Here is an 18,521-nt window from a genome sequence, read left to right as displayed (position 1 = left end):
CGATTACTCCTCGTCTTCGTCCGAATGCGGGCTCGCCAGGCTTCGCCACAGCAGCACCGGAATGATCAGCGTGAAGACGATGACCTCTTTGTAAGCACTCGCCCAGAACGACGAATAGGACTCAAGCAAGCCGACCAGCAGCGACCCCGCCGCCGCGAGCGGATAACTCACCAGGCCGCCGACGATCGCGCCGACGAATCCCTTCAGACCGATCAGGAAGCCCGAGTCGTAGTAGATGGTCGTAATCGGCGCGACGAGCACGCCGCACAGCGCGCCGAGGCCCGCCGCCAGCGTGAAAGCCAGCCGCCCAGCCTGCGTGGTACCGATGCCGACGAGCCGAGCCCCCAGCCGATTCACCGACGTTGCCCGCAGCGCCTTGCCGGAGATCGAGCGATCAAAGTAGAAGTACAGCGCCGCGATCAGCACGACAGCCGTGCCCACGACCCACAGGCTTTGCCCCGAAATCGAGACGCTGCCGATGTTGAAGTTGGCGTCCGAAAACGCCGTCGTGCGCGAGCCTTCCGCGCCGAACATGACGAGGCCGAGGCCGACCATCGCGAAGTGCACCGCCACCGCGACGATCAGCAGCAGCAGCGTGCTCGCCTCGGCGATCGGCTCATATGCGAGCCGATAGACGAAAGGACCCATCGGCACGACGATCAGCAGCGTCAGCGCGATCTGCGCGATCATCGGCAGCGGCTGCGCGAACACGGCTTGCGTGATGCCCCACACGGCGACGGGAAACAGCAGATACTTGCCCGCGAGCACGGCAAGCATGCGGCCGATCCGGTGATAGCGCCCGGGATGCCGCGCGATCGATACGCTCTCGGCGATGAAACAACCCACGCCCATCGCGATGAGCAGAAAGCAGGTCGCGGGCAGCTTCTGCGTCTGAAGCGCGGCGAGCGTGAGCGCGCCGTACGCGACGAATTCGCCTTGCGGAATAAAAATGACGCGTGTCACGGAGAACACGAGCACCAGGGCGAGCGCGAGCAAGGCGTAGATCGCTCCCGTCGTGATGCCGTCTTGCGCGAGAATCGCCGCAATCGATAAGTCCATACTTCCTCTTGTGAGCTACCTGAAATCTGCGGACCGTGAGCGTCCGTGGAACATGGGAAAAGCGGCGCACCATCGGCACGCCGCTTCCCTATCTTGAAAATCGGAGACGGGGACGCTCAGGAATCGCTGCGTCCCGCGTCATTCAGTCGTTCAGCAGCTTCCACTTGCCGTCGACGATCTGCACCATCACGCGCGCGCGGTCGTCGAAGCCGTTGTGATCGCCCGGTGTCGTGTTCATGATGCCGTGCGCGACCGGCAGATCCTTCAGGCTCTCGAGCGCGGCGCGCAGCGCTTCGCGGAATTCGGGCGTGCCGGGCTGCGCCTTCTTCAGCGCCTCGGGGATCGCGCGTGCGAGCATCTGACCGGCATCCCATGCGTGACCGCCGAAGGTCGACAGCGAACCCGCGCCATTGGCCTTCTCGTACGAGTCCTTGTAGGCCGCCGACGACTTCTTCACCGGATTGCTGTCCGGCAGTTGCTCGGTCACGAGCACCGGACCGGCGGGCAGAATCTCACCTTCGCAGTCCTTGCCGCACACGCGCAGGAAGTCGTTGTTCGCCACGCCGTGCGTCTGATAAACCTTGCCCTTGTAGCCGCGCTCCTTCAACGCCTTCGCCGGCAACGCCGACGGCGTGCCCGCGCCCGCGATCAGCACCGCATCCGGATTCGCGCCCATCGTCTTCAGCACTTGCCCCGTGACGGACGTATCCGTGCGGTTATACCGTTCGTTCGTGACTATCTTCAGCTTGTGCGCCGAGGCCGCCGCGTTGAAGACGTTGTACCAGCCGTCGCCGTAGGCATCCGCGAAGCCGATGAAACCCACGGTTTTCACGCCGTGCTTCTCCATGTAGCCGGCGATCGCGTCGGCCATGAGCGCGTCGTTTTGCGGCGTCTTGAACACCCACGCGCGCTTGCTGTCCATCGGCGCGATGATCGCGGCGGACGCGGCCATCGAGATCATCGGTGTCTTCGCGCTCGATGCCGCATCGATCATCGCGAGCGAATTCGGCGTGACCGTCGAGCCGATGATCGCGTCCACGTGATCCTCGTCGATCAGCTTGCGCGTGTTCTGCACGGCGCGGCTCGTGTCGGAGCCATCGTCGAGCACGATGTATTGCACCGACTTCCCGCCGATTTCCTTCGGTAACAGCGCGACGGTATTTTTCTCGGGAATCCCAAGCGATGCCGCCGGCCCCGTCGCCGATAACGTCACGCCGATCTTCACCTGTGCAAATACCGCACTCGTGCTGAAAACCGCGCTGCCGGCGATGGCAAGCGCGATGCTTTTGCTAACCCATGATTTCTTCGTTTTCATTGCTCGTCTCCAAACGCGACTGTGCTGCTGCGAGTATTTGTCGATGCGGCCTGCCAGAAGCGCACTCAATCTATTTACCGCGTTACACCATGCCTAGGCTCGTTTTCCCTGACCGTCGATGACAGTCGCCCAGTTCATCCGCGAGGCTTTGCGCCCTCTTCTTTCCACTTCCGCACAACAAAAAAGGCGCGTTCGTTGCAACGCGCCTTTGATGTCAGAATCGATTCACATATCGCTATTTAGTTGGCCGACAACTTCCACTTGCCGCCGACGATCTCGACCATCACGCGCGCCCGCTGATCCAGCCCGGAGTGATCGTTCGCGCTCATGTTGAAGATGCCATGCGATGCAGGCAGATTCTTCGTCTCTTCGATGGCCGCGCGCAACGCCTCGCGGAACGCCGCCGTGCCCGGTTGGCCCTTCTTCAGCGCGACGGGTATCGCACGTTGAAGAATGAGGCCCGCGTCCCATGCGTGACCGCCGAACGTGGACACCGAACCCGCGCCGTACGCGCCTTCATACGCCTTCTTGTAGGTGAGCGCGGCCTGTTTGACGGGATTGCTGTCAGGCAACTGCTCGGCCACGAGCAACGGACCCGCCGGCAAGAACGTGTTCTCGCAGTCCTTCCCGCATACGCGGAGAAAATCGTTATTGGCGACGCCGTGCGTCTGATAGACCTTGCCCTTGTATCCGCGCTCCTTGAGCGTCTTCTGCGGCAGCGCAGCCGGCGTACCCGCGCCGGCGATCAGCACCGCGTCAGCGTTCTGCGACATCATCTTCAGAACCTGGCCGGTCACCGAAGCATCGTTACGTGCAAAGCGCTCGTTCGCGACGACCTTCACCTTCGCCAGGTCCGCCGCCTTCGAGAATTCCTTGAACCAGCTCTCGCCATACGCGTCCGAGAAGCCGATGAAGGCGACCGTCTTCACGCCATGATTGGCCATGTGCTGTGCGATGGCCGTCGCCATGAGGATGTCGTTCTGCGGCGTCTTGAAGACCCACGCGCGCTTGCTGTCCATCGGCTCGACGATGCTGGCCGCGGCGGCCATAGAGATCATCGGGGTGCTGGTCTCGGCGGCGATGTCGATCATCGCGAGCGAATTGGGAACGACGGTGGAACCGATGAGCGCATCGACGTGACCTTCGCTCGTGAGCTTGCGCGCGTTCTTGACGGCTTGCGTGGAATCCGTGGCGTCGTCGAGCACGATGTATTGCACTTTTTGTCCCGCGACTTCCTTCGGCAATAACGCGAAGGTGTTTTTCTCCGGAATACCGAGCGATGCGGCCGGGCCTGTCGCCGATACCGTGACGCCTATTTTCACGTCCGCCCAAACTTGCGTGCTTAAAACCGCTGCCATTCCCGCAATCGCCATAGCGACCGCTTTACCGCGCAATGCCCACTTCATTGATTTGCACCCGGTAAATCGTCAGTTCGAATTGAAGTCTTGCCGGATGATTCTTTGCTTCGAAGCCCGCGGATTTATTTATGTCGCGAATCGCCGACCAGCGGGTCGGGAAATGCAGTTTAGCGGAGGCAAGCGCCGCCCAGCAAGCGTTTTGAAGGGCTTGCGGCAGGCTGCGTGAGGCGTAGCGCACGCCCCGCCATGCTGTTGGATGTCCCGCCTGGATTATCTGTCTGGTGAATCGCGCGATCGCGATACGTATTATCGGCGGACAAATAAAAAAGCGCTGTTGGAGTCATCCAACAGCGCTTTCGATTTGGGCACTTTGTGCCTCATGTCTCCTCGTTCTCCACCTCAAAAATTCGGGTGCAACAGAACTAGACGCATAGTAATGTCGTGACCGTTTAGCGACAACCTAGCATTTACCCTAGTGGTGCATGGAAGCACCTCAAAGGGGCGCGTTAATTGCCGTTAATCAAGCCTTCGCATTCGCATAGTCCTTTCGGTATTCCAACTAAATTGCGTCAGCCCTGCAACGGCCGAATCCGCGCGACGATCTCCCCCACGATGCCGCGGCGGAACGCCAGCACGCACGCAATGAAGATCACGCCTGTCACGATCGTCACCGATTCGCCGAGCGACTGGAACCACGCGACGCCCGTGAGATTCGCGATGCCCGTGCCGATATCGCCGAGCCGGTCTTCCAGCGCGACGATGATCGCAGCGCCCAGCAGCGGCCCGAACATCGTGCTCATGCCGCCGACGAGCGTCATCAGCACGACGAGGCCGGACATCGTCCAGTAGGCATCGCCGAGCGTTTCGAAGCCGAGCACGAGCGTCTTCGTCGCGCCCGCGAGACCCGCGAGCCCCGCCGACAGCACGAACGCAAGCAGCTTGTAGCGCGCGGTGTCGTAGCCGAGCGATATGGCGCGCGGCTCGTTTTCCTTGATCGCGATCAGCACCTGCCCGAACGGCGAATGCACGATGCGCACGATGAGCGCGAACGCGAACAGCATCACCAGCAGCACGATGTAGTAGAGCGTGACGTCGCTGCTCAGGCTCACCATGCCGAACAGCTTGCCGCGCGGCACGCCTTGCAGCCCGTCTTCGCCGTGCGTGAATGGCGCTTGCAGGAACACGAAGTAGACCATCTGCGCGAGCGCGAGCGTGACCATCGCGAAGTAGATGCCCTGACGGCGAATCGCCAGCAGGCCGACGACCAGGCCGAGCAGCGTCGCGACCGCCGTGCCGGCAAGCACGCCCAGCTCCGGCGTGAGGCCGAGCGTCTGGATCGCGTAGCCGGCTGTGTAGCCTGCGCTCGACAGGAACATCGCGTGCCCGAACGAGAGCAGTCCCGTATAGCCGATCAGCAGATTGAACGCCGCCGCGAACAGCGCGAAGCACAGCACTTTCATCATGAAGACCGGATACACGCCCGCAAACGGCGCGATGACCAGGGCGATCAGCAACAGGACGTATAGCGCTTTTCTCTGCATCATTTTTCCTTGCCGAAGAGCCCTGCCGGACGCACGAGCAGCACGAGCGCCATGATGACGAAGACGACCGTCGCGGACGCTTCCGGATAGAACACGCGCGTGAAGCCTTCGATCACGCCGAGCAGCAGGCCCGTGAGAATCGAGCCCATGATCGACCCCATTCCGCCGATCACGACGACGGCGAACACGGTGATGATCATCGACTGCCCCATCAGCGGCGATACCTGGATGACCGGCGCGGCCAGCACGCCCGCGAATGCCGCCAGCGCGACGCCGAAGCCGTAGGTCAGCGTAATCATCAGCGGCACGTTGACGCCGAACGCCTCGACGAGCTTCGGGTTCTCCGTGCCCGCGCGCAAGTAGGCGCCGATGCGCGTCTTCTCGATGACGAACCACGTCGCGAAGCACACGATCAGCGACGCGACGACGACCCATGCACGATAGTTCGGCAGGAACATGAAGCCGAGATTCGTCGCACCGGACAAAAGCGATGGCACGTCATACGGCTGCCCCGACGAACCGTAAATGGAGCGGAACACGCCTTCGATCACGAGCGTGAGTCCGAACGTGAGCAGCAAGCCGTAGAGATGGTCGAGCTTGTAGAGCCAGCGCAGCATCGAACGTTCGATGAAGACGCCGAGCACGCCGACGATGACGGGCGCGAGCACGAGCATCGCCCAATAGGGAACGTTGAAGTACGAGTAGCCCATCCACGCGAGCATCGCGCCCAGCATGAAGAGCGCGCCATGCGCGAAGTTGATGACGTTGAGCAAGCCGAAGATCACCGCGAGCCCGAGACTCAGGATCGCGTAGAACGATCCGTTCACCAGTCCGAGCAGCAACTGGCTCATCATGGCGGCGAGCGGTATGCCGAATATTTCCATTGAACCTGCCGTCAGAATCGTTGTGGCGACGGGCAGCCCGCGAGCCGCCCGCCACGTCTCGTCACCGCGAGCTTACTTCCAGGCCGCGCAGCGCGATTCAGCCTTGGTGGCGAACGCCTGCTCGCCCGGAATCGTCGCCGTGATCTTGTAGTAGTCCCACGGTTCTTTGGATTCCGAAGGTTTCTTCACTTCCATCAGGTACATGTCGTGGATCATCGAACCGTCCTGGCGGATGTAGCCCTTCGCATAGAAGTCGTCGATCTTCGCCTTCTTCAGTTCGCCCATCACCTTGTCGCTGTCGGTGCCGCCTGCTGCCTGCACCGCCTTCAGGTACGTCGTGACGGCGGAATAGTCGGCGGCCTGAAGGCTCGTCGGCATCTTCTTCATCTTCGCGAAATAGCGCTTCGCCCACTCGCGCGTCTTCTCGTCCTTGTTCCAGTACCAGCTATCCGTCGCGACGAGACCTTGCGTCGTTTCCAGTCCGAGGCTGTGAATGTCCGTCAGGAAGATGAGCAGCGCGGCGATCTTCATCGACTTGGTGATGCCGAACTCCTTCGCCGCCTTGATCGAATTGATCGTGTCGCCGCCCGCGTTCGCGAGGCCGAGCACTTGCGCCTTCGATCCCTGCGCCTGCAGCAGGAACGACGAGAAATCCGACGCCGACAGCGGATGCCGCACGGTCCCGAGCACCTGCCCGCCGTTGGCCTTCACGACATCCGACGTGTTCTTTTCCAGCGCCTTGCCGAACGCGTAGTCGGCGGTCAGGAAGTACCACGACTTGCCGCCCTGCTTCGTCACGGCGGAGCCGGTGCCCTTCGCGAGCGCCATGGTGTCGTAGGCGTAGTGGACGGTGTACGGCGAGCACTGTTCGTTCGTGAGGTTGTCCGCGCCCGCGCCGATGTTGATGTACGGCACCTTCTTCTCGGCCGCCACTTGCGCGGTGGACAGCGCGGTGGCCGAATTGGTCCCGCCGATGATCGCGTTCACGCCGTCACGGTCGATCCACTCGCGTGCGCGCGATGCCGCAATGTCCGCCTTGTTCTGGTGATCGGCATAGACGAGCTCGATCGGCTTGCCGTTCACCTTGCCGCCGAAATCGGCGATCGCCATGCGGATGGCTTCGAGGCCGCCTTGTCCGTCGATATCGGCGTAAAGCCCCGACAAGTCAGTGACGAAGCCGATCTTGACGCTGTTGGCGTCAGCGGCCTGCGCGCCGCTGCTTATCAGCGCCACACTCGCCGCCGCAGCCGCAAAGCAAAGAGAAGAGAGGCGCGCGAGGGTCTTCTTTTTCATTCCAGTCTCCGTGAGTTTTGGTTCTTGCTGTCAAGCTGGCGTTACGCGTGTTGCTGTCACACCCCGAGCAGTTCATGCAGCACGGGCATCTTCGCTTCGAGTTCCCCCGCGCCGAAATGCTCGACGATGTTTCCATGCTCCATCACATAGAAGCGATCCGCGAGCGGCGCCGCGAAGCGAAAATTCTGTTCGACCATCACGATCGTGTAGCCGCGCGACTTCAGCATGAGGATCATGCGCGCGAGCGTCTGTACGATGACGGGCGCAAGTCCCTCCGATATCTCGTCGAGCAAAAGCAGATTCGCACCGGTGCGAAGAATGCGTGCGACGGCGAGCATCTGTTGCTCGCCGCCCGAGAGGCGCGTGCCCTGGCTCGCGCGCCGCTCCTTGAGGTTCGGGAACATCGAATACAGTTCGTCGAGCGGCATTGCCTCTTTCGCATTGCCGACGAGCGGCGGCAACAGCAGATTCTCTTCGCACGACAAGCTCGAAAAGATGCCGCGCTCTTCCGGACAATAGCCAATGCCGTAATGCGCGATCTTGTGCGTCGGCAGCCCGATGGTCTCGCGTCCGCCGACGCGGATCGATCCGGTGCGCCGGCCGGTCAGGCCCATGATCGCGCGAAGCGTCGTCGTGCGGCCCGCGCCGTTGCGCCCGAGCAGCGTGACCACCTCGCCGCGATCCACCTTGAGATCGACGCCATGCAGGATGTGCGATTCCCCGTACCACGCCTGCAGTCCCGCGATTTCCAGCGCAGGCGCATTGCCCGCCGCGCCGTTCGCCTCGCGCGAGCGGCGCTCTTCCACGATCGTGCTCATGCGTGCGCTCCGGTGAGCGCCGCATCGGCGCTGCCCATGTAGGCTTCCATCACGAGCGGATTCTTCGATACTTCCGCATAGTTGCCTTCGGCGAGCACTTCTCCGCGCTGCAGGACGGTGATGGTGTCGGAGATGCCGGCGATTACGTTCATGTTGTGCTCGACCATCAGAATGGTGCGCCCCGCCGATACCTTCTTGATGAGCGCCGTCACGCGATCGACGTCTTCGTGTCCCATGCCTTGCGTCGGTTCGTCGAGCAGCATGAGTTCGGGCTCCATCGAAAGCGTCGTCGCGATTTCGAGCGCGCGCTTGCGTCCGTAGGAAAGCTCGACGGTCTTCGTATCGGCGAAATCGGTGAGGCCCACTTGCGTGAGCAGGTCCATGGCGCGATCGTTCAGCGCATCGAGCGAACGTTCGCTGCGCCAGAACTGAAACGACGTGCCGAGTTGCCGCTGCAAGCCGATACGCACGTTTTGCAACACGGTCAAATGCGGGAACACGGCGGAAATCTGAAACGAACGAATGATGCCGCGCCGCGCGATATGGGCCGGCCGTTCGCGGGTGATGTCGGCGCCGTTGAAGACGATCTGGCCCGCCGTGGGTTCGAGAAACTTGGTGAGCAGATTGAAGCAGGTGGTCTTGCCTGCGCCGTTCGGTCCGATGAGCGCATGGATCGAGCCGCGGCGCACGCGCAGGTTCACGCCATTCACGGCGGTGAAGCCTTTGAATTCCTTGGTGAGCCCTCGCGTTTCCAGAATGGTATCGCCGAGAATCATGTCCCCTTCCATGCGAAGTGAGGCGCTAAACGATCGGTTCGCCTGCGCCTTATTGTTCTTTACGCGCGCACCCGAACGTTGCTTCGATTCCGGTACGGTTCGCTTCGTGCTGCCGTTGCATCGATATTGCGTGCTGCACAAAGCGGGCACGAGGTAAGCCGAGCATCACTCTGATCCGGGGCCATTGTCGCGCCAATGATGCAGCGCAATCATTGGGATTTGCACTAACTCATGCGGCGCGCAAAGTGGCCGCCGATGCACGCAATCAGGGCACGCTGCGTGCTGCGGCGAACATCATGCGAGCGCCGACGCGATCACTTCTTGCGTCTGCAACGCGCCGCGGTCTTCGCGGATCATCTGGCTCGCGCGCTCCGCGATCATCAACGTGGGCGAATTGGTGTTGCCCGATGTGATGACCGGCATCACCGATGCATCGACCACGCGCAAGCCACGCACGCCTAACACACGCAAGCGGCTATCGACGACCGCGGCGGGATCGTTGTCCGCACCCATGCGGCATGTGCCGACCGGATGAAAGATCGTCGTGCCGATCTTCCCCGCTGCTTCGACGAGTTCTTCCTGCGTCTGAAACTGAATGCCCGGCAAAATCTCTTCGGGCGCATGACGCGATAACGCTGGCGCGCTCACGATGCGCCGCGTGAGCCGCAGCGAATTGACCGCCACTTCGCGATCGCGCTCCGTCGACAGATAATTCGGCGCGATCAAAGGCGCGGCATGCGCATCCGGCGATTCGATATGCACGCTGCCGCGTGACGTTGGCCGCAGATTGCAGACCGACGCCGTGAATGCGTTGAACGGATGCAACGGTTCACCGAAGCGTTCGAGCGATAAAGGCTGCACGTGATATTCGACATCGGGCCGCCTGATCGAAGCATCATCGGGATTCGACTTCGCGAATGCGCCGAGTTGCGATGGCGCCATCGACATCGGGCCGCTTCGCATCAGCGCGTATTGCATGCCGATGAAGAGCTTGCCCCACCATCGCGCGGACAAGGTATTGAGCGTGCGTGCGCCGTTCACCTTGTACGCCATGCGCAATTGCAAGTGATCCTGCAGGTTCTCGCCGACGCCGCGCAGATGACGCACGACATCGATGCCGAGCCGTTGCAGGCGCGCGCCATTACCGATACCCGATAGTTCGAGAATCTGCGGTGAATTGACCGCGCCCGCGCTCAGGATGACTTCGCAACGCGCCCGCGCGATGAAATCGACATCGCCGCCGCGATACGCCACGCCGACGCAACGTGCGCCTTCGAACACGAGCTTTTGCGTTTGCGCGCCGGTGATCGTCGTCAGGTTGGGACGCTTCATCGCTTCGCGCAGAAACGCTTTCGCCGCATTCCAGCGGATGCCGCCGCGCTGGTTCACATCGAAATAGCCGACGCCGGTGTTGTCGCCGCGATTGAAGTCATCGGTGGCGGGGATGCCGGTCTGTTGCGCGGCCTGTGAGAACGTTTCGAGGATCTTCCACTTCAGGCGCTGTTTCTCCACGCGCCATTCGCCGCCCTTGCCGTGCCATTCGCTGGCGCCGCCGTAGTGGTCCTCGCTGCGCTTGAAGATCGGGAGCACGGAGTCCCAGGACCAGTTCGAATCGCCGGTGATGTGCGCCCAGTCGTCGTAGTCTTCGCGCTGGCCGCGCATGTAGATCATGCCGTTGATCGACGAGCATCCGCCCAGGACTTTTCCTCTCGGGTATGACAACGCCCGGCCGTTCAGGCCCGGTTCGCTCTGCGTCCTATAGAGCCAATCCGTTCTCGGGTTGCCTATGCAGTACAGGTAGCCTACCGGGATGTGGATCCAGTGGTAATCGTCCTTGCCGCCTGCTTCGAGCAGCAGCACGTTTATCGTCGGGTCTTGCGTCAGGCGATTTGCCAGCACGCAGCCGGCCGTGCCTGCACCGACGATGATGTAGTCGTAGGCGCCTTCTTCCTTGCGCTCGTTCATTGCGTTGTCTCCTTTGTTTGCTTTGCCGTCTTCGATGCGGCTTTTCGTGTTGGTCTGTTGCTTCTCGGCGCCGAATGCTCCGCCGGCTCGCTGCGTAGTCGACCGCATAAGCGATCACTCTCCAGTCGCTCGATCGTCTACGAAGACTAGTGCGACGTTTCTTTCGAATCCAATGAGTTCTGTTCAATTGCGATATAAGTAGCGCTAATATCACGCATGGACTACATCCTCCTGCGCGCTTTTCTCACTGTCGCCCGCGAAGGCAATCTCACGCGGGCCGCCGCCCAACTGCACCTCACGCAGCCGGCCGTCAGCCTGCAGATCAAGAACCTTCAGGAGATGCTCGGGGTCGTCCTCTTCACACGCACGTCGCACGGACTGCTCCTCACACGCGACGGCGAAGCGCTCCTTCCTCACGCCGAGCGCGCCATCGCCGCCGCCTCCGAAGTTCAGCGGGCCGCTGCCGCGCTGCGTCATGAAGTCAGCGGCACGCTTCGTATCGGGACCATTCTCGATCCGGAATTTCTGCGGCTCGGCGGATTCTTGCGGCAGTTCGTCGAAACGTACCCGCGTATCGAAACAGCACTTCGGCATGGCATGTCCGGATGGGTGCTCGAACGCATAAGAACTCGCGATCTCGATGTCGGCTATTACATCGGCGATCCGGCCATCGACGGCGCGCGCGACGGCGAACGCTTTCACGTCGTGCGCCTCACGCCGTTCTCCTATCACGTGCTCGCGCCCGCCGGATGGCACAACCGCGTCAACAAAGGCAAACGCAGCTGGGCCGCTCTCGCGAGGCTGCCGTGGATCTGGACGCCGCCTGAATCCGCGCATAACCGGCTGCTGTCGCGCGTCTTTCGCGAAGCCGGCGCAATGCCCGTGAAAGTCGCCGAAGTCGACCAGGAACCGTCGATGCTCGATCTCGTGAAGTCCGGCATCGGGCTTTCGCTGGCGCGCGATTCCATCGCGCTCGCGCAGGCACACGCGCACGCACTCACCATCGTCGATGGCGTCACCGTGCCGACGCAGCTCTCGTTCGTCGCGCTCGCCGAACGTCGCGCGGAACCGGCGATCGCCGCTGCGCTGAAACTCATCGACGCTCAGTGGTCCGTGTAACGCCAGATTCACGATAAGACTGGTACGCTGAGCGACGCCCACCACCGGAGACTTCCTTCATGGCACGCAACATCGAAATCAAGGCACGCGCGCACCGGTTCGACGAACTGCGCGAACGCGCATCCGCACTCGCCACCGATGCGCCGCTCGTCTTTCGCCAGCAGGATTTCTTCTACGACGTGCCGACCGGCCGCCTCAAGCTGCGCCAGTTCGACGACGGCACGCCGTCCGAGCTGATCTTCTATCAGCGCGACGATCGCGATGGCCCGAAAGTCTCCTACTACTCCCGCAGTCCGGTAACGAACGCCGAAGCCATGCACGCGCTGCTCGCGCAGGCACTGACGACGCGCGGCATCGTCTCAAAGGAGCGGCATGTCTATCTGGTGGGACGCACGCGCATTCATCTGGACCGCGTGGACGGCCTCGGCGATTTCGTCGAACTCGAAGTGGTGCTCGGCCAGGACGACGAGGAAGCCGGCGGCCATCAGGAAGCGCACGACATGTTCGCGCGCCTTGGTGTGGCGCAAGCGGACCTGGTGCCGCTCGCGTATGTGGACTTGCTGAACCCCGCTCAGGCCGCGTCGCCGGAAAGGTGATCGAGCGGCAATGGGCCGTTGCGCTTGAACGTGGTCAGTACGATGTTCGAGCGCACGCTGTCCACGCCAGGCACGCGCATCAGCTTCTTCATCACGAAGCCCGACAGCGCGTTCAGATCCGGCGCGACAATGCGCAGCAGATAATCCGCATCGCCGACAGTCGCGTGACATTCGAGCACCTCGGGCAACGCGTCGATCTCCTGCTGAAACTGTTCGATGACGGTGTCGCCGTGATGCTTGAGCTTCAGGCTCGTGAACGCCGTCACGCCGAGGCCGAGTTTCTCGGGGCGCAACATCACGCGATAGCCCTCGATCACGCCCGTCGCTTCCAGCCGCTGCAAGCGCCGCCCGATCTGCGACGGCGATAGCGGCACTTGCTCCGCGAGCTGTTGATGCGTGGCGCGCCCGAAGCGCTGAAGGACATCGAGCAGGGCAAGGTCGAAATGATCGAGTTCCAGCATGATGCGAATGTGCGCGAAAGCGAAAGGAGATGCGACTTTAGCGCATCGCCCGGATAAGCGACGCGACGCACGATCTTCCGGGCGCGGATTAATACCGGCTTACAGCGCCCGACAAGGTAACAGGCGTATTACGAACTGTGACATCGACGCGAGCCGTTGGACGTCCGATGCATGACCGAATCGCGCCATTGCAAGGCGATCCGAAAGCAGACGTAAGCGCAATCCCGGCGTATCTTTCAGTGATGAAGGCCAATTTTTAACCGCTCGTAAACTGCGTGAACGGTGCAAGATACCGCCTTTCAGACGCGGGTCGGCGTGCGGGTTCGAAGCGGTACAATCAGCAGCGCACAAGGCCCGAAGACGGCAATCGCCCGCGCCGCTCGAACTCAAGCCGCGCGGCGCCGCATGAGAAGTAACGGTTTTGATCCGGCCGGCCCGCGCTATCCCGCCGCATTGCGCGGAACAGAGCGCCGGATCGACTTCAACCCATTGTACTGAGCGACTTCATGCGAATCCTCCTGATCGAAGACGACCGCCCCATCGCGCGCGGCATTCAAAGCAGCCTCGAGCAATCCGGTTTCACCGTCGACATGGTTCACGACGGCATCTTCGCCGAGCAGGCGCTCGCGCAGAACCGCCACGAACTGGTCATTCTCGATCTGGGCTTGCCCGGTATCGACGGCATGACGCTGCTCTCGCGCTTTCGCCAGGGCAATCGCCATACGCCGGTCATCATTCTCACTGCCCGCGACGAACTTCACGACCGCGTGCAAGGCCTCAACAGCGGCGCGGACGACTACATGCTCAAGCCGTTCGAGCCGCAGGAACTTGAAGCGCGCATTCGCGCCGTGATGCGCCGCAGCGGTCCGCACGGCGACGTGCCGCGTCCCGAAGTCACGCTGGGCGGCCTGCGCCTGTCCGGCGTCGATCGCCGCATCTTCAACGACGAGCGTCCGCTCGAACTGTCGCCGCGCGAATTTGCGGTTCTTGAAATGCTGCTGCTGCGTCACGGCCGTGTCGTCAGCAAGGCGCAACTGCAGGATCATCTGACGCACTTCGGCGGCGATCTCGGCGATACCGCTATCGAAGTTTATGTGCATCGCGTGCGCAAGAAGCTCGAGAACACGCGCGTGGAAATCGTGACGGTGCGCGGCTTCGGTTATCTGCTTCAGGAGATCAGGCAGGCGGCGTGATGCATCGGCCACTCTCGCCCTAGAACGCTTTGCGACTTCCCACCCGGCGCGCGGGCGATCAGCGTTTCGCCCGCGAAGACTGGCTCGATCTGGCGCGATCGACGCCCACCCGACCTCCCGCCCCGCCGAGCCTGCGGCGCACCCTGCTGCGCCGTCTCGCCGCGCCGCTGTCGCTGCTCGCGCTGATGTCCGGCCTCATCGCGTACTGGCTCGCGTGGCAGTACACGCAGCACGTCGTCGATCGTTCGCTCGCCGATCTCGCCACCGCCATCTCGAAGCAGATCCAGCTCGCGGGCGTCGATGCGCCCGTCACCGTCCCGCCGCTCGCCCAGGCGATGTTCTCTGATCCCGTCGAACAGCTCGTCTACCGCATCAGCACGGGCGACGAGGAAATCGCCGGCGACCCGGACCTTCCGCTCACCGGCACCTCCGTGCGGCGCATCCATTACGCATACGTCTTCGAGACGCACTATCAGGGCACCAGCGTTCGCGCGGCGCAAGTACGCGTGCCGCAGCAGACCGGCAATCCGATCGTCGTGGAAGTGGCGCAGCGCGTGGGGTCGCGGTATCGCATCGCGGTCGAGTTTCTCTTCGCGATCATGATGCCGCTGCTGCTTCTCCTGCTGGCCGGCTGGGTGATCGTGTGGCGCGTCGTGAATCAGCAGTTGAACCCGCTCACCGATCTCGCCGACGCGCTGAACCGGCAGACGCACGTCTCGCTCGAACCGGTCGACGAATCGCATGTGCCAAGCGAAATCCGTCCGCTCACGAGCGCGATGAACGGCCTGCTCGTGCGCCTGCAGACGGCGCTCGATGCGCAGCGCAAATTCATCGCCGATGCCGCGCATCAGTTGCGCACGCCGCTCACGGCCGTGAAGCTGCACGCGGAGCAGGCGCTCAGTTCACGCGATCCCGCGAAGGCGGTCGAAGCGGTGAAGGAACTGCGGGCATCGGCGGATCGCGCGGTGCGGCTGTCGAATCAGCTGTTGTCGCTCGCGCGTGCGGAGCCGGGCGAACAGGCGGCGCGCTTCACGGACTTCGATCTCGCCGCGCTCGCGTTCGAAACCGGCGCGGAATGGGTGCCGCGCGCGTTGGCGGCGCGGGTCGATCTGGGCTTTCAGCGCATCGACGATCCTGAAAACGAGCATCCGATGACGATGCGCGGCAACGTCGTGCTCGTGCGCGAAGTGCTCGCCAACCTCATCGACAACGCGCTCAAGTACGTGCCGCCCGCGCGGTACGAAGGCGCGCGCATCACGCTGACGGTCGGTGACTGGCGCGATCCGAAAAACCCGGACGGCGCGCGTTTCGGCGAAGTGGTGATCGAGGACAACGGCCCCGGCGTCCCGGCCGATCAGCAGCCCGATCTGTTCAAGCGCTTCTTCCGTGGCGATGGCCAGAGCGTCGAAGGCGGCGCGGGACTCGGGCTTGCGATCGTGCACGACATCGTCGCGCTGCACGGCGGCACCGTGCATTACGAAGACGCGCCGGAAGGCGGCGCGCGCTTCATCGTACGGATGCCGCTGAAGGCGCAACACGTCGAAGCGCCCGCAACGGCCCCCGCGGAAAAATAAGCGAGGCGCTTACTTTTTCTTCTTGAGCGCGAGCATGGTGCCGCGGCACTTCTTCGCGCCGCAGCGGCACTCGTATTCCTTCTTCAGCTTTTTGGTGATCCGCCCTTCGATCACGAGCCCGTAGTCGTAATTGAGTTCTTCATCCGGCTCGATGTCGCGCAGCGCGTGAATGAACACACGGCCTTCGACTTCCTCGGCTTCGCAGTTCGGCGCGCACGAATGGTTGATGTACTTCGCGCTATTGCCATCGATCTTGCCGTCGATCACGCGGCCATCGTCGAGTGCGAAATAGAAGGTGTGATTCGGTTCGTCCGGATTGTGCGGATGACGGCGCAGCGCCTCTTTCCACGATATGCGCTCGCCTTTGTATTCCATCACCTTCTCGCCGGCGGCGATCGGCTTCACGGCAAACACGCCCTTGCCATGCACGCCCGAGCGGCGAACGGTGACCCTGCGTGAACTCATCGAACGAATCCCAAGTAACGAATTTCTGTGGAGGCTTCATGCCCGCTTCTTTCCGCACGATGAACGCTTGTGCGGACCGGGGCATAAAAAAACGCGGTGGCCTCGAAGGCGCCGCGTTCAACGGTAACGACGGTATCGTACACTCCCGCGCGCCGGGTTCTCAACTCCGTCGTATCAACGCTGGCCGAACGAGATGTCGCCGAACAGATGCTTCTGCTCGCGCGGTTGCGAGCGCCAGTACTGCGGCGGGGCGCTGACGGTCGCGCCGAGTTCGGCCGCCGCGTGCCACGGCCAGCGCGGATCGTAGAGCATGGCGCGCGCCATCGCAACGAAGTCGGCCTGGCCGCTCGCGATGATCTCTTCCGCGTGCTTCGCCTCGGTAATCAAACCGACCGCGATGGTCGTCACGCCGGTCGCTTCCTTGACGGCTTTGGCGAACGGCGTCTGATAGCCGGGTTCTAGCGGAATCTTCTGTTGCGGCGATACCCCGCCCGACGACACATCGATCCAGTCGACGCCACGCTTCTTCAGTTCCGATGCGAACGCGATCGTATCTTCGATGCCCCATCCGCCTTCCACCCAATCCGTCGCCGAGACGCGCACGCCGACGGGCTTTTCGCCGGGAAACGCGGCGCGCACGGCATCGAAGATTTCGAGCGGATAACGCATGCGGTTTTCGCGCGATCCGCCGTATTGGTCGGTGCGCTGATTCGCAATCGGCGATAGAAACTGATGCAGCAGATAACCGTGCGCCGCGTGAACCTCGAGCGCGTCGATGCCGAGCCGCGCGGCGCGCCTCGCCGATGCCGCGAACGCTTCCTTCACACGCAGCAGTCCCGCCGTATCGAGCGCGAGCGGCGGGGTTTCGTCGGGCTTATGCGCAATCGCCGATGGCGCGTGCGTCATCCATCCGCCATCCGCGACGGAAATGAGCTGCCCGCCTTCCCACGGTTTGCGGCTCGATGCCTTACGCCCTGCATGCGCGAGCTGCATCGTCACCGCGATGTTCGAATACTGGCGAATCGCCGCGAGCACCGGCCGCAGCGCCGCTTCGGTGACGTCGTCCCACAAGCCGAGGTCGCCCGGCGTGATGCGTCCATCCGGCTCGACGGCCGTGGCCTCGATGCAAAGCATCGCCGCGCCGGACAGCGCCAGGTGGCCGAGATGGATCATGTGCCATGCGCTGGCTTCGCCGCGCTCGGCGGAATACTGGCACATCGGCGACACGACGATGCGATTGGGAAGCTGCAGACCGCGAAGGGTCCGGGGAGTGAACAGCGCGCTCATGTAGTAAGCCCGTCGCGAAGAAGAGCGGTCGAGCATATCACCGCGCTTTTATGCGTGCAGCGCCGGTACGTCAGCCCGATCGCGCAGCGCCGGGAAAGCGGTCGAGCCACTCGCCGAACATCGCGCGGGCGGCAGTCTCGAGCGCCGCGCCGTGCCGTGCGGTTGCATCGCGCAAGCCGGTGACGGTTGCACCGCCATGCGCGATATCACCGGGATACGTGATCAGCCAGTTCTCGAATCGATCCGTCAGCACTTCTGCATGGCATTGCAGCGCGAGCACATGCTCGCCCCACGAGAACGCCTGATGAGCGCACGCTTCTGTCGATGCAAGCAGCGTCGCGCCTTCGGGAAGTTCGAACGTATCGCCGTGCCAGTGGAAGACGGGCACGGCATCCAGATGACGCAACGGCGACGCGCGCCCCGCTTCCGTCAGGGAAAGCGGCGACCAGCCGAGTTCCAGCCGCCCCGACGAATACACGCGTGCGCCGAGCGCCCGCGCGATCAGTTGCGAGCCGAGACAGATGCCGATGGTGGGAAGCCCCGCTGCGATGCGCTTTTCGAGCATCGACAGCAGCGGAGCAAGATGGGGATACTGCGCGTCTTCATAGGCGCCGATCGGGCCGCCGAGCACGACGAGCAACGACGGGTCGAGCGGATTCGGCGCCGCGATGCGCCCGCGCCCGACGTCGAGATAACGCACAAGATGGCCCCGGTCGCCGAGCACCAGCTCCAGACTGCCGAGGTCTTCGAAATGGACGTGGCGAATCGCCAGGACTTCATGTTTCATCGGCGCTTCCAGGAGTCGACTGCGTGGCCT

General features: G+C 62.8%; 18 protein-coding genes. 4 read left to right on the top strand and 14 right to left on the bottom strand.

Annotated elements, in window-relative coordinates; genetic code table 11:
* Positions 1–3 precede the first annotated feature (3 nt).
* The 10 genes from AB6804_RS09580 to AB6804_RS09535 form a co-directional block, all read right to left on the bottom strand.
* The gene (locus AB6804_RS09580) at positions 4–1,059 is read right to left on the bottom strand and encodes a branched-chain amino acid ABC transporter permease (protein ID WP_370886233.1); all 1,056 of its coding nucleotides are present in this window, start codon (positions 1,057–1,059) and stop codon (positions 4–6) included.
* A gap of 142 nt (positions 1,060–1,201) precedes the next feature.
* Positions 1,202–2,374 (bottom strand): ABC transporter substrate-binding protein, encoded by a 1,173-nt coding sequence (locus tag AB6804_RS09575; protein WP_370886232.1) that lies wholly within the window; start codon positions 2,372–2,374, stop codon positions 1,202–1,204.
* A 239-nt stretch (positions 2,375–2,613) separates the two neighbouring features.
* A complete protein-coding gene (locus tag AB6804_RS09570; protein WP_370886231.1) occupies positions 2,614–3,780 on the bottom strand; it encodes an ABC transporter substrate-binding protein in 1,167 nt (388 codons plus the stop codon).
* On the bottom strand, positions 3,758–3,970 hold the full coding sequence (locus tag AB6804_RS09565) for a hypothetical protein (RefSeq protein ID WP_370886230.1): 213 nt from the start codon (positions 3,968–3,970) through the stop codon (positions 3,758–3,760). Before AB6804_RS09565 ends, AB6804_RS09570 begins: the two co-directional genes overlap by 23 nt.
* A gap of 331 nt (positions 3,971–4,301) precedes the next feature.
* The gene (locus AB6804_RS09560; protein WP_370886282.1) at positions 4,302–5,273 is read right to left on the bottom strand and encodes a branched-chain amino acid ABC transporter permease; all 972 of its coding nucleotides are present in this window, start codon (positions 5,271–5,273) and stop codon (positions 4,302–4,304) included.
* The gene (locus AB6804_RS09555; protein ID WP_035962113.1) at positions 5,273–6,157 is read right to left on the bottom strand and encodes a branched-chain amino acid ABC transporter permease; all 885 of its coding nucleotides are present in this window, start codon (positions 6,155–6,157) and stop codon (positions 5,273–5,275) included. Before AB6804_RS09555 ends, AB6804_RS09560 begins: the two co-directional genes overlap by 1 nt.
* A gap of 72 nt (positions 6,158–6,229) precedes the next feature.
* The gene (locus AB6804_RS09550; RefSeq protein ID WP_370886229.1) at positions 6,230–7,450 is read right to left on the bottom strand and encodes an ABC transporter substrate-binding protein; all 1,221 of its coding nucleotides are present in this window, start codon (positions 7,448–7,450) and stop codon (positions 6,230–6,232) included.
* A 56-nt stretch (positions 7,451–7,506) separates the two neighbouring features.
* Positions 7,507–8,268 (bottom strand): ABC transporter ATP-binding protein, encoded by a 762-nt coding sequence (locus AB6804_RS09545; protein WP_035962109.1) that lies wholly within the window; start codon positions 8,266–8,268, stop codon positions 7,507–7,509.
* Positions 8,265–9,044, bottom strand: a complete 780-nt coding sequence (locus tag AB6804_RS09540; protein ID WP_244793775.1) for an ABC transporter ATP-binding protein — start codon at positions 9,042–9,044, stop codon at positions 8,265–8,267. Before AB6804_RS09540 ends, AB6804_RS09545 begins: the two co-directional genes overlap by 4 nt.
* A gap of 294 nt (positions 9,045–9,338) precedes the next feature.
* Positions 9,339–11,009, bottom strand: coding sequence for a GMC family oxidoreductase (locus AB6804_RS09535; protein WP_370886228.1), 1,671 nt, complete (start codon positions 11,007–11,009; stop codon positions 9,339–9,341).
* Between the two features lie 216 nt (positions 11,010–11,225).
* On the opposite strand from AB6804_RS09535, the gene AB6804_RS09530 reads away from it, so the two are divergent.
* The gene (locus AB6804_RS09530; RefSeq protein WP_370886227.1) at positions 11,226–12,128 is read left to right on the top strand and encodes a LysR substrate-binding domain-containing protein; all 903 of its coding nucleotides are present in this window, start codon (positions 11,226–11,228) and stop codon (positions 12,126–12,128) included.
* Between the two features lie 59 nt (positions 12,129–12,187).
* Positions 12,188–12,724: a class IV adenylate cyclase gene (locus AB6804_RS09525; RefSeq protein WP_370886226.1), complete on the top strand. Its 537-nt coding sequence runs from the start codon at positions 12,188–12,190 to the stop codon at positions 12,722–12,724.
* On the opposite strand, the gene AB6804_RS09520 is transcribed toward AB6804_RS09525, so the two are convergent.
* A complete protein-coding gene (locus tag AB6804_RS09520) occupies positions 12,700–13,185 on the bottom strand; it encodes an Lrp/AsnC family transcriptional regulator (protein ID WP_035962102.1) in 486 nt (161 codons plus the stop codon). The genes AB6804_RS09525 and AB6804_RS09520 overlap by 25 nt on opposite strands.
* Before the next feature lie 506 nt (positions 13,186–13,691).
* Between AB6804_RS09520 and AB6804_RS09515 the strand changes: the two genes are divergently transcribed.
* Together AB6804_RS09515 and AB6804_RS09510 are read left to right on the top strand one after the other, a co-directional pair.
* Entirely contained in the window at positions 13,692–14,378 is a 687-nt protein-coding gene (locus AB6804_RS09515; RefSeq protein WP_035962098.1) for a response regulator transcription factor, read from the top strand.
* A 29-nt stretch (positions 14,379–14,407) separates the two neighbouring features.
* Positions 14,408–15,952, top strand: coding sequence for a sensor histidine kinase (locus AB6804_RS09510; RefSeq protein ID WP_370886225.1), 1,545 nt, complete (start codon positions 14,408–14,410; stop codon positions 15,950–15,952).
* 9 nt (positions 15,953–15,961) lie between these two features.
* On the opposite strand, the gene AB6804_RS09505 is transcribed toward AB6804_RS09510, so the two are convergent.
* The 3 genes from AB6804_RS09505 to AB6804_RS09495 all read right to left on the bottom strand — a co-directional run bounded on the left by AB6804_RS09505 (position 15,962) and on the right by AB6804_RS09495 (position 18,491).
* Positions 15,962–16,417, bottom strand: coding sequence for an SET domain-containing protein (locus AB6804_RS09505; RefSeq protein ID WP_244793773.1), 456 nt, complete (start codon positions 16,415–16,417; stop codon positions 15,962–15,964).
* A 174-nt stretch (positions 16,418–16,591) separates the two neighbouring features.
* Positions 16,592–17,704, bottom strand: coding sequence for an NADH:flavin oxidoreductase/NADH oxidase (locus AB6804_RS09500; RefSeq protein ID WP_370886224.1), 1,113 nt, complete (start codon positions 17,702–17,704; stop codon positions 16,592–16,594).
* A gap of 70 nt (positions 17,705–17,774) precedes the next feature.
* Positions 17,775–18,491 carry a glutamine amidotransferase gene (locus AB6804_RS09495; protein ID WP_244793771.1) on the bottom strand — a complete coding sequence of 239 codons (717 nt, stop codon included), beginning with the start codon at positions 18,489–18,491 and terminating at the stop codon, positions 17,775–17,777.
* Between the last annotated feature and the right edge of the window lie 30 nt (positions 18,492–18,521).

The organism is Caballeronia sp. RCC_10 (genome assembly GCF_041360715.1).
Taxonomy (GTDB): Bacteria; Pseudomonadota; Gammaproteobacteria; order Burkholderiales; family Burkholderiaceae; genus Caballeronia; species Caballeronia grimmiae.
The sequence above is the reverse complement of the archived record's forward strand: the minus strand, read 5'-3'. Positions and strand labels throughout refer to the sequence as shown.

Bases quoted from the DNA above. Each gene is read 5' to 3' on its own strand.
- AB6804_RS09530 (WP_370886227.1), top strand. From the start codon at position 11,226: ATGGACTACATCCTCCTGCGCGCTTTTCTCACTGTCGCCCGCGAAGGC.
- AB6804_RS09555 (WP_035962113.1), bottom strand. From the start codon at position 6,157: ATGGAAATATTCGGCATACCGCTCGCCGCCATGATGAGCCAGTTGCTG.
- AB6804_RS09580 (WP_370886233.1), bottom strand. From the start codon at position 1,059: ATGGACTTATCGATTGCGGCGATTCTCGCGCAAGACGGCATCACGACG.
- AB6804_RS09540 (WP_244793775.1), bottom strand. From the start codon at position 9,044: ATGATTCTCGGCGATACCATTCTGGAAACGCGAGGGCTCACCAAGGAA.
- AB6804_RS09560 (WP_370886282.1), bottom strand. From the start codon at position 5,273: ATGCAGAGAAAAGCGCTATACGTCCTGTTGCTGATCGCCCTGGTCATC.
- AB6804_RS09520 (WP_035962102.1), bottom strand. From the start codon at position 13,185: ATGCTGGAACTCGATCATTTCGACCTTGCCCTGCTCGATGTCCTTCAG.
- AB6804_RS09535 (WP_370886228.1), bottom strand. From the start codon at position 11,009: ATGAACGAGCGCAAGGAAGAAGGCGCCTACGACTACATCATCGTCGGT.
- AB6804_RS09575 (WP_370886232.1), bottom strand. From the start codon at position 2,374: ATGAAAACGAAGAAATCATGGGTTAGCAAAAGCATCGCGCTTGCCATC.
- AB6804_RS09525 (WP_370886226.1), top strand. From the start codon at position 12,188: ATGGCACGCAACATCGAAATCAAGGCACGCGCGCACCGGTTCGACGAA.
- AB6804_RS09505 (WP_244793773.1), bottom strand. From the start codon at position 16,417: ATGAGTTCACGCAGGGTCACCGTTCGCCGCTCGGGCGTGCATGGCAAG.
- AB6804_RS09570 (WP_370886231.1), bottom strand. From the start codon at position 3,780: ATGAAGTGGGCATTGCGCGGTAAAGCGGTCGCTATGGCGATTGCGGGA.
- AB6804_RS09495 (WP_244793771.1), bottom strand. From the start codon at position 18,491: ATGAAACATGAAGTCCTGGCGATTCGCCACGTCCATTTCGAAGACCTC.
- AB6804_RS09500 (WP_370886224.1), bottom strand. From the start codon at position 17,704: ATGAGCGCGCTGTTCACTCCCCGGACCCTTCGCGGTCTGCAGCTTCCC.
- AB6804_RS09550 (WP_370886229.1), bottom strand. From the start codon at position 7,450: ATGAAAAAGAAGACCCTCGCGCGCCTCTCTTCTCTTTGCTTTGCGGCT.
- AB6804_RS09545 (WP_035962109.1), bottom strand. From the start codon at position 8,268: ATGAGCACGATCGTGGAAGAGCGCCGCTCGCGCGAGGCGAACGGCGCG.
- AB6804_RS09515 (WP_035962098.1), top strand. From the start codon at position 13,692: ATGCGAATCCTCCTGATCGAAGACGACCGCCCCATCGCGCGCGGCATT.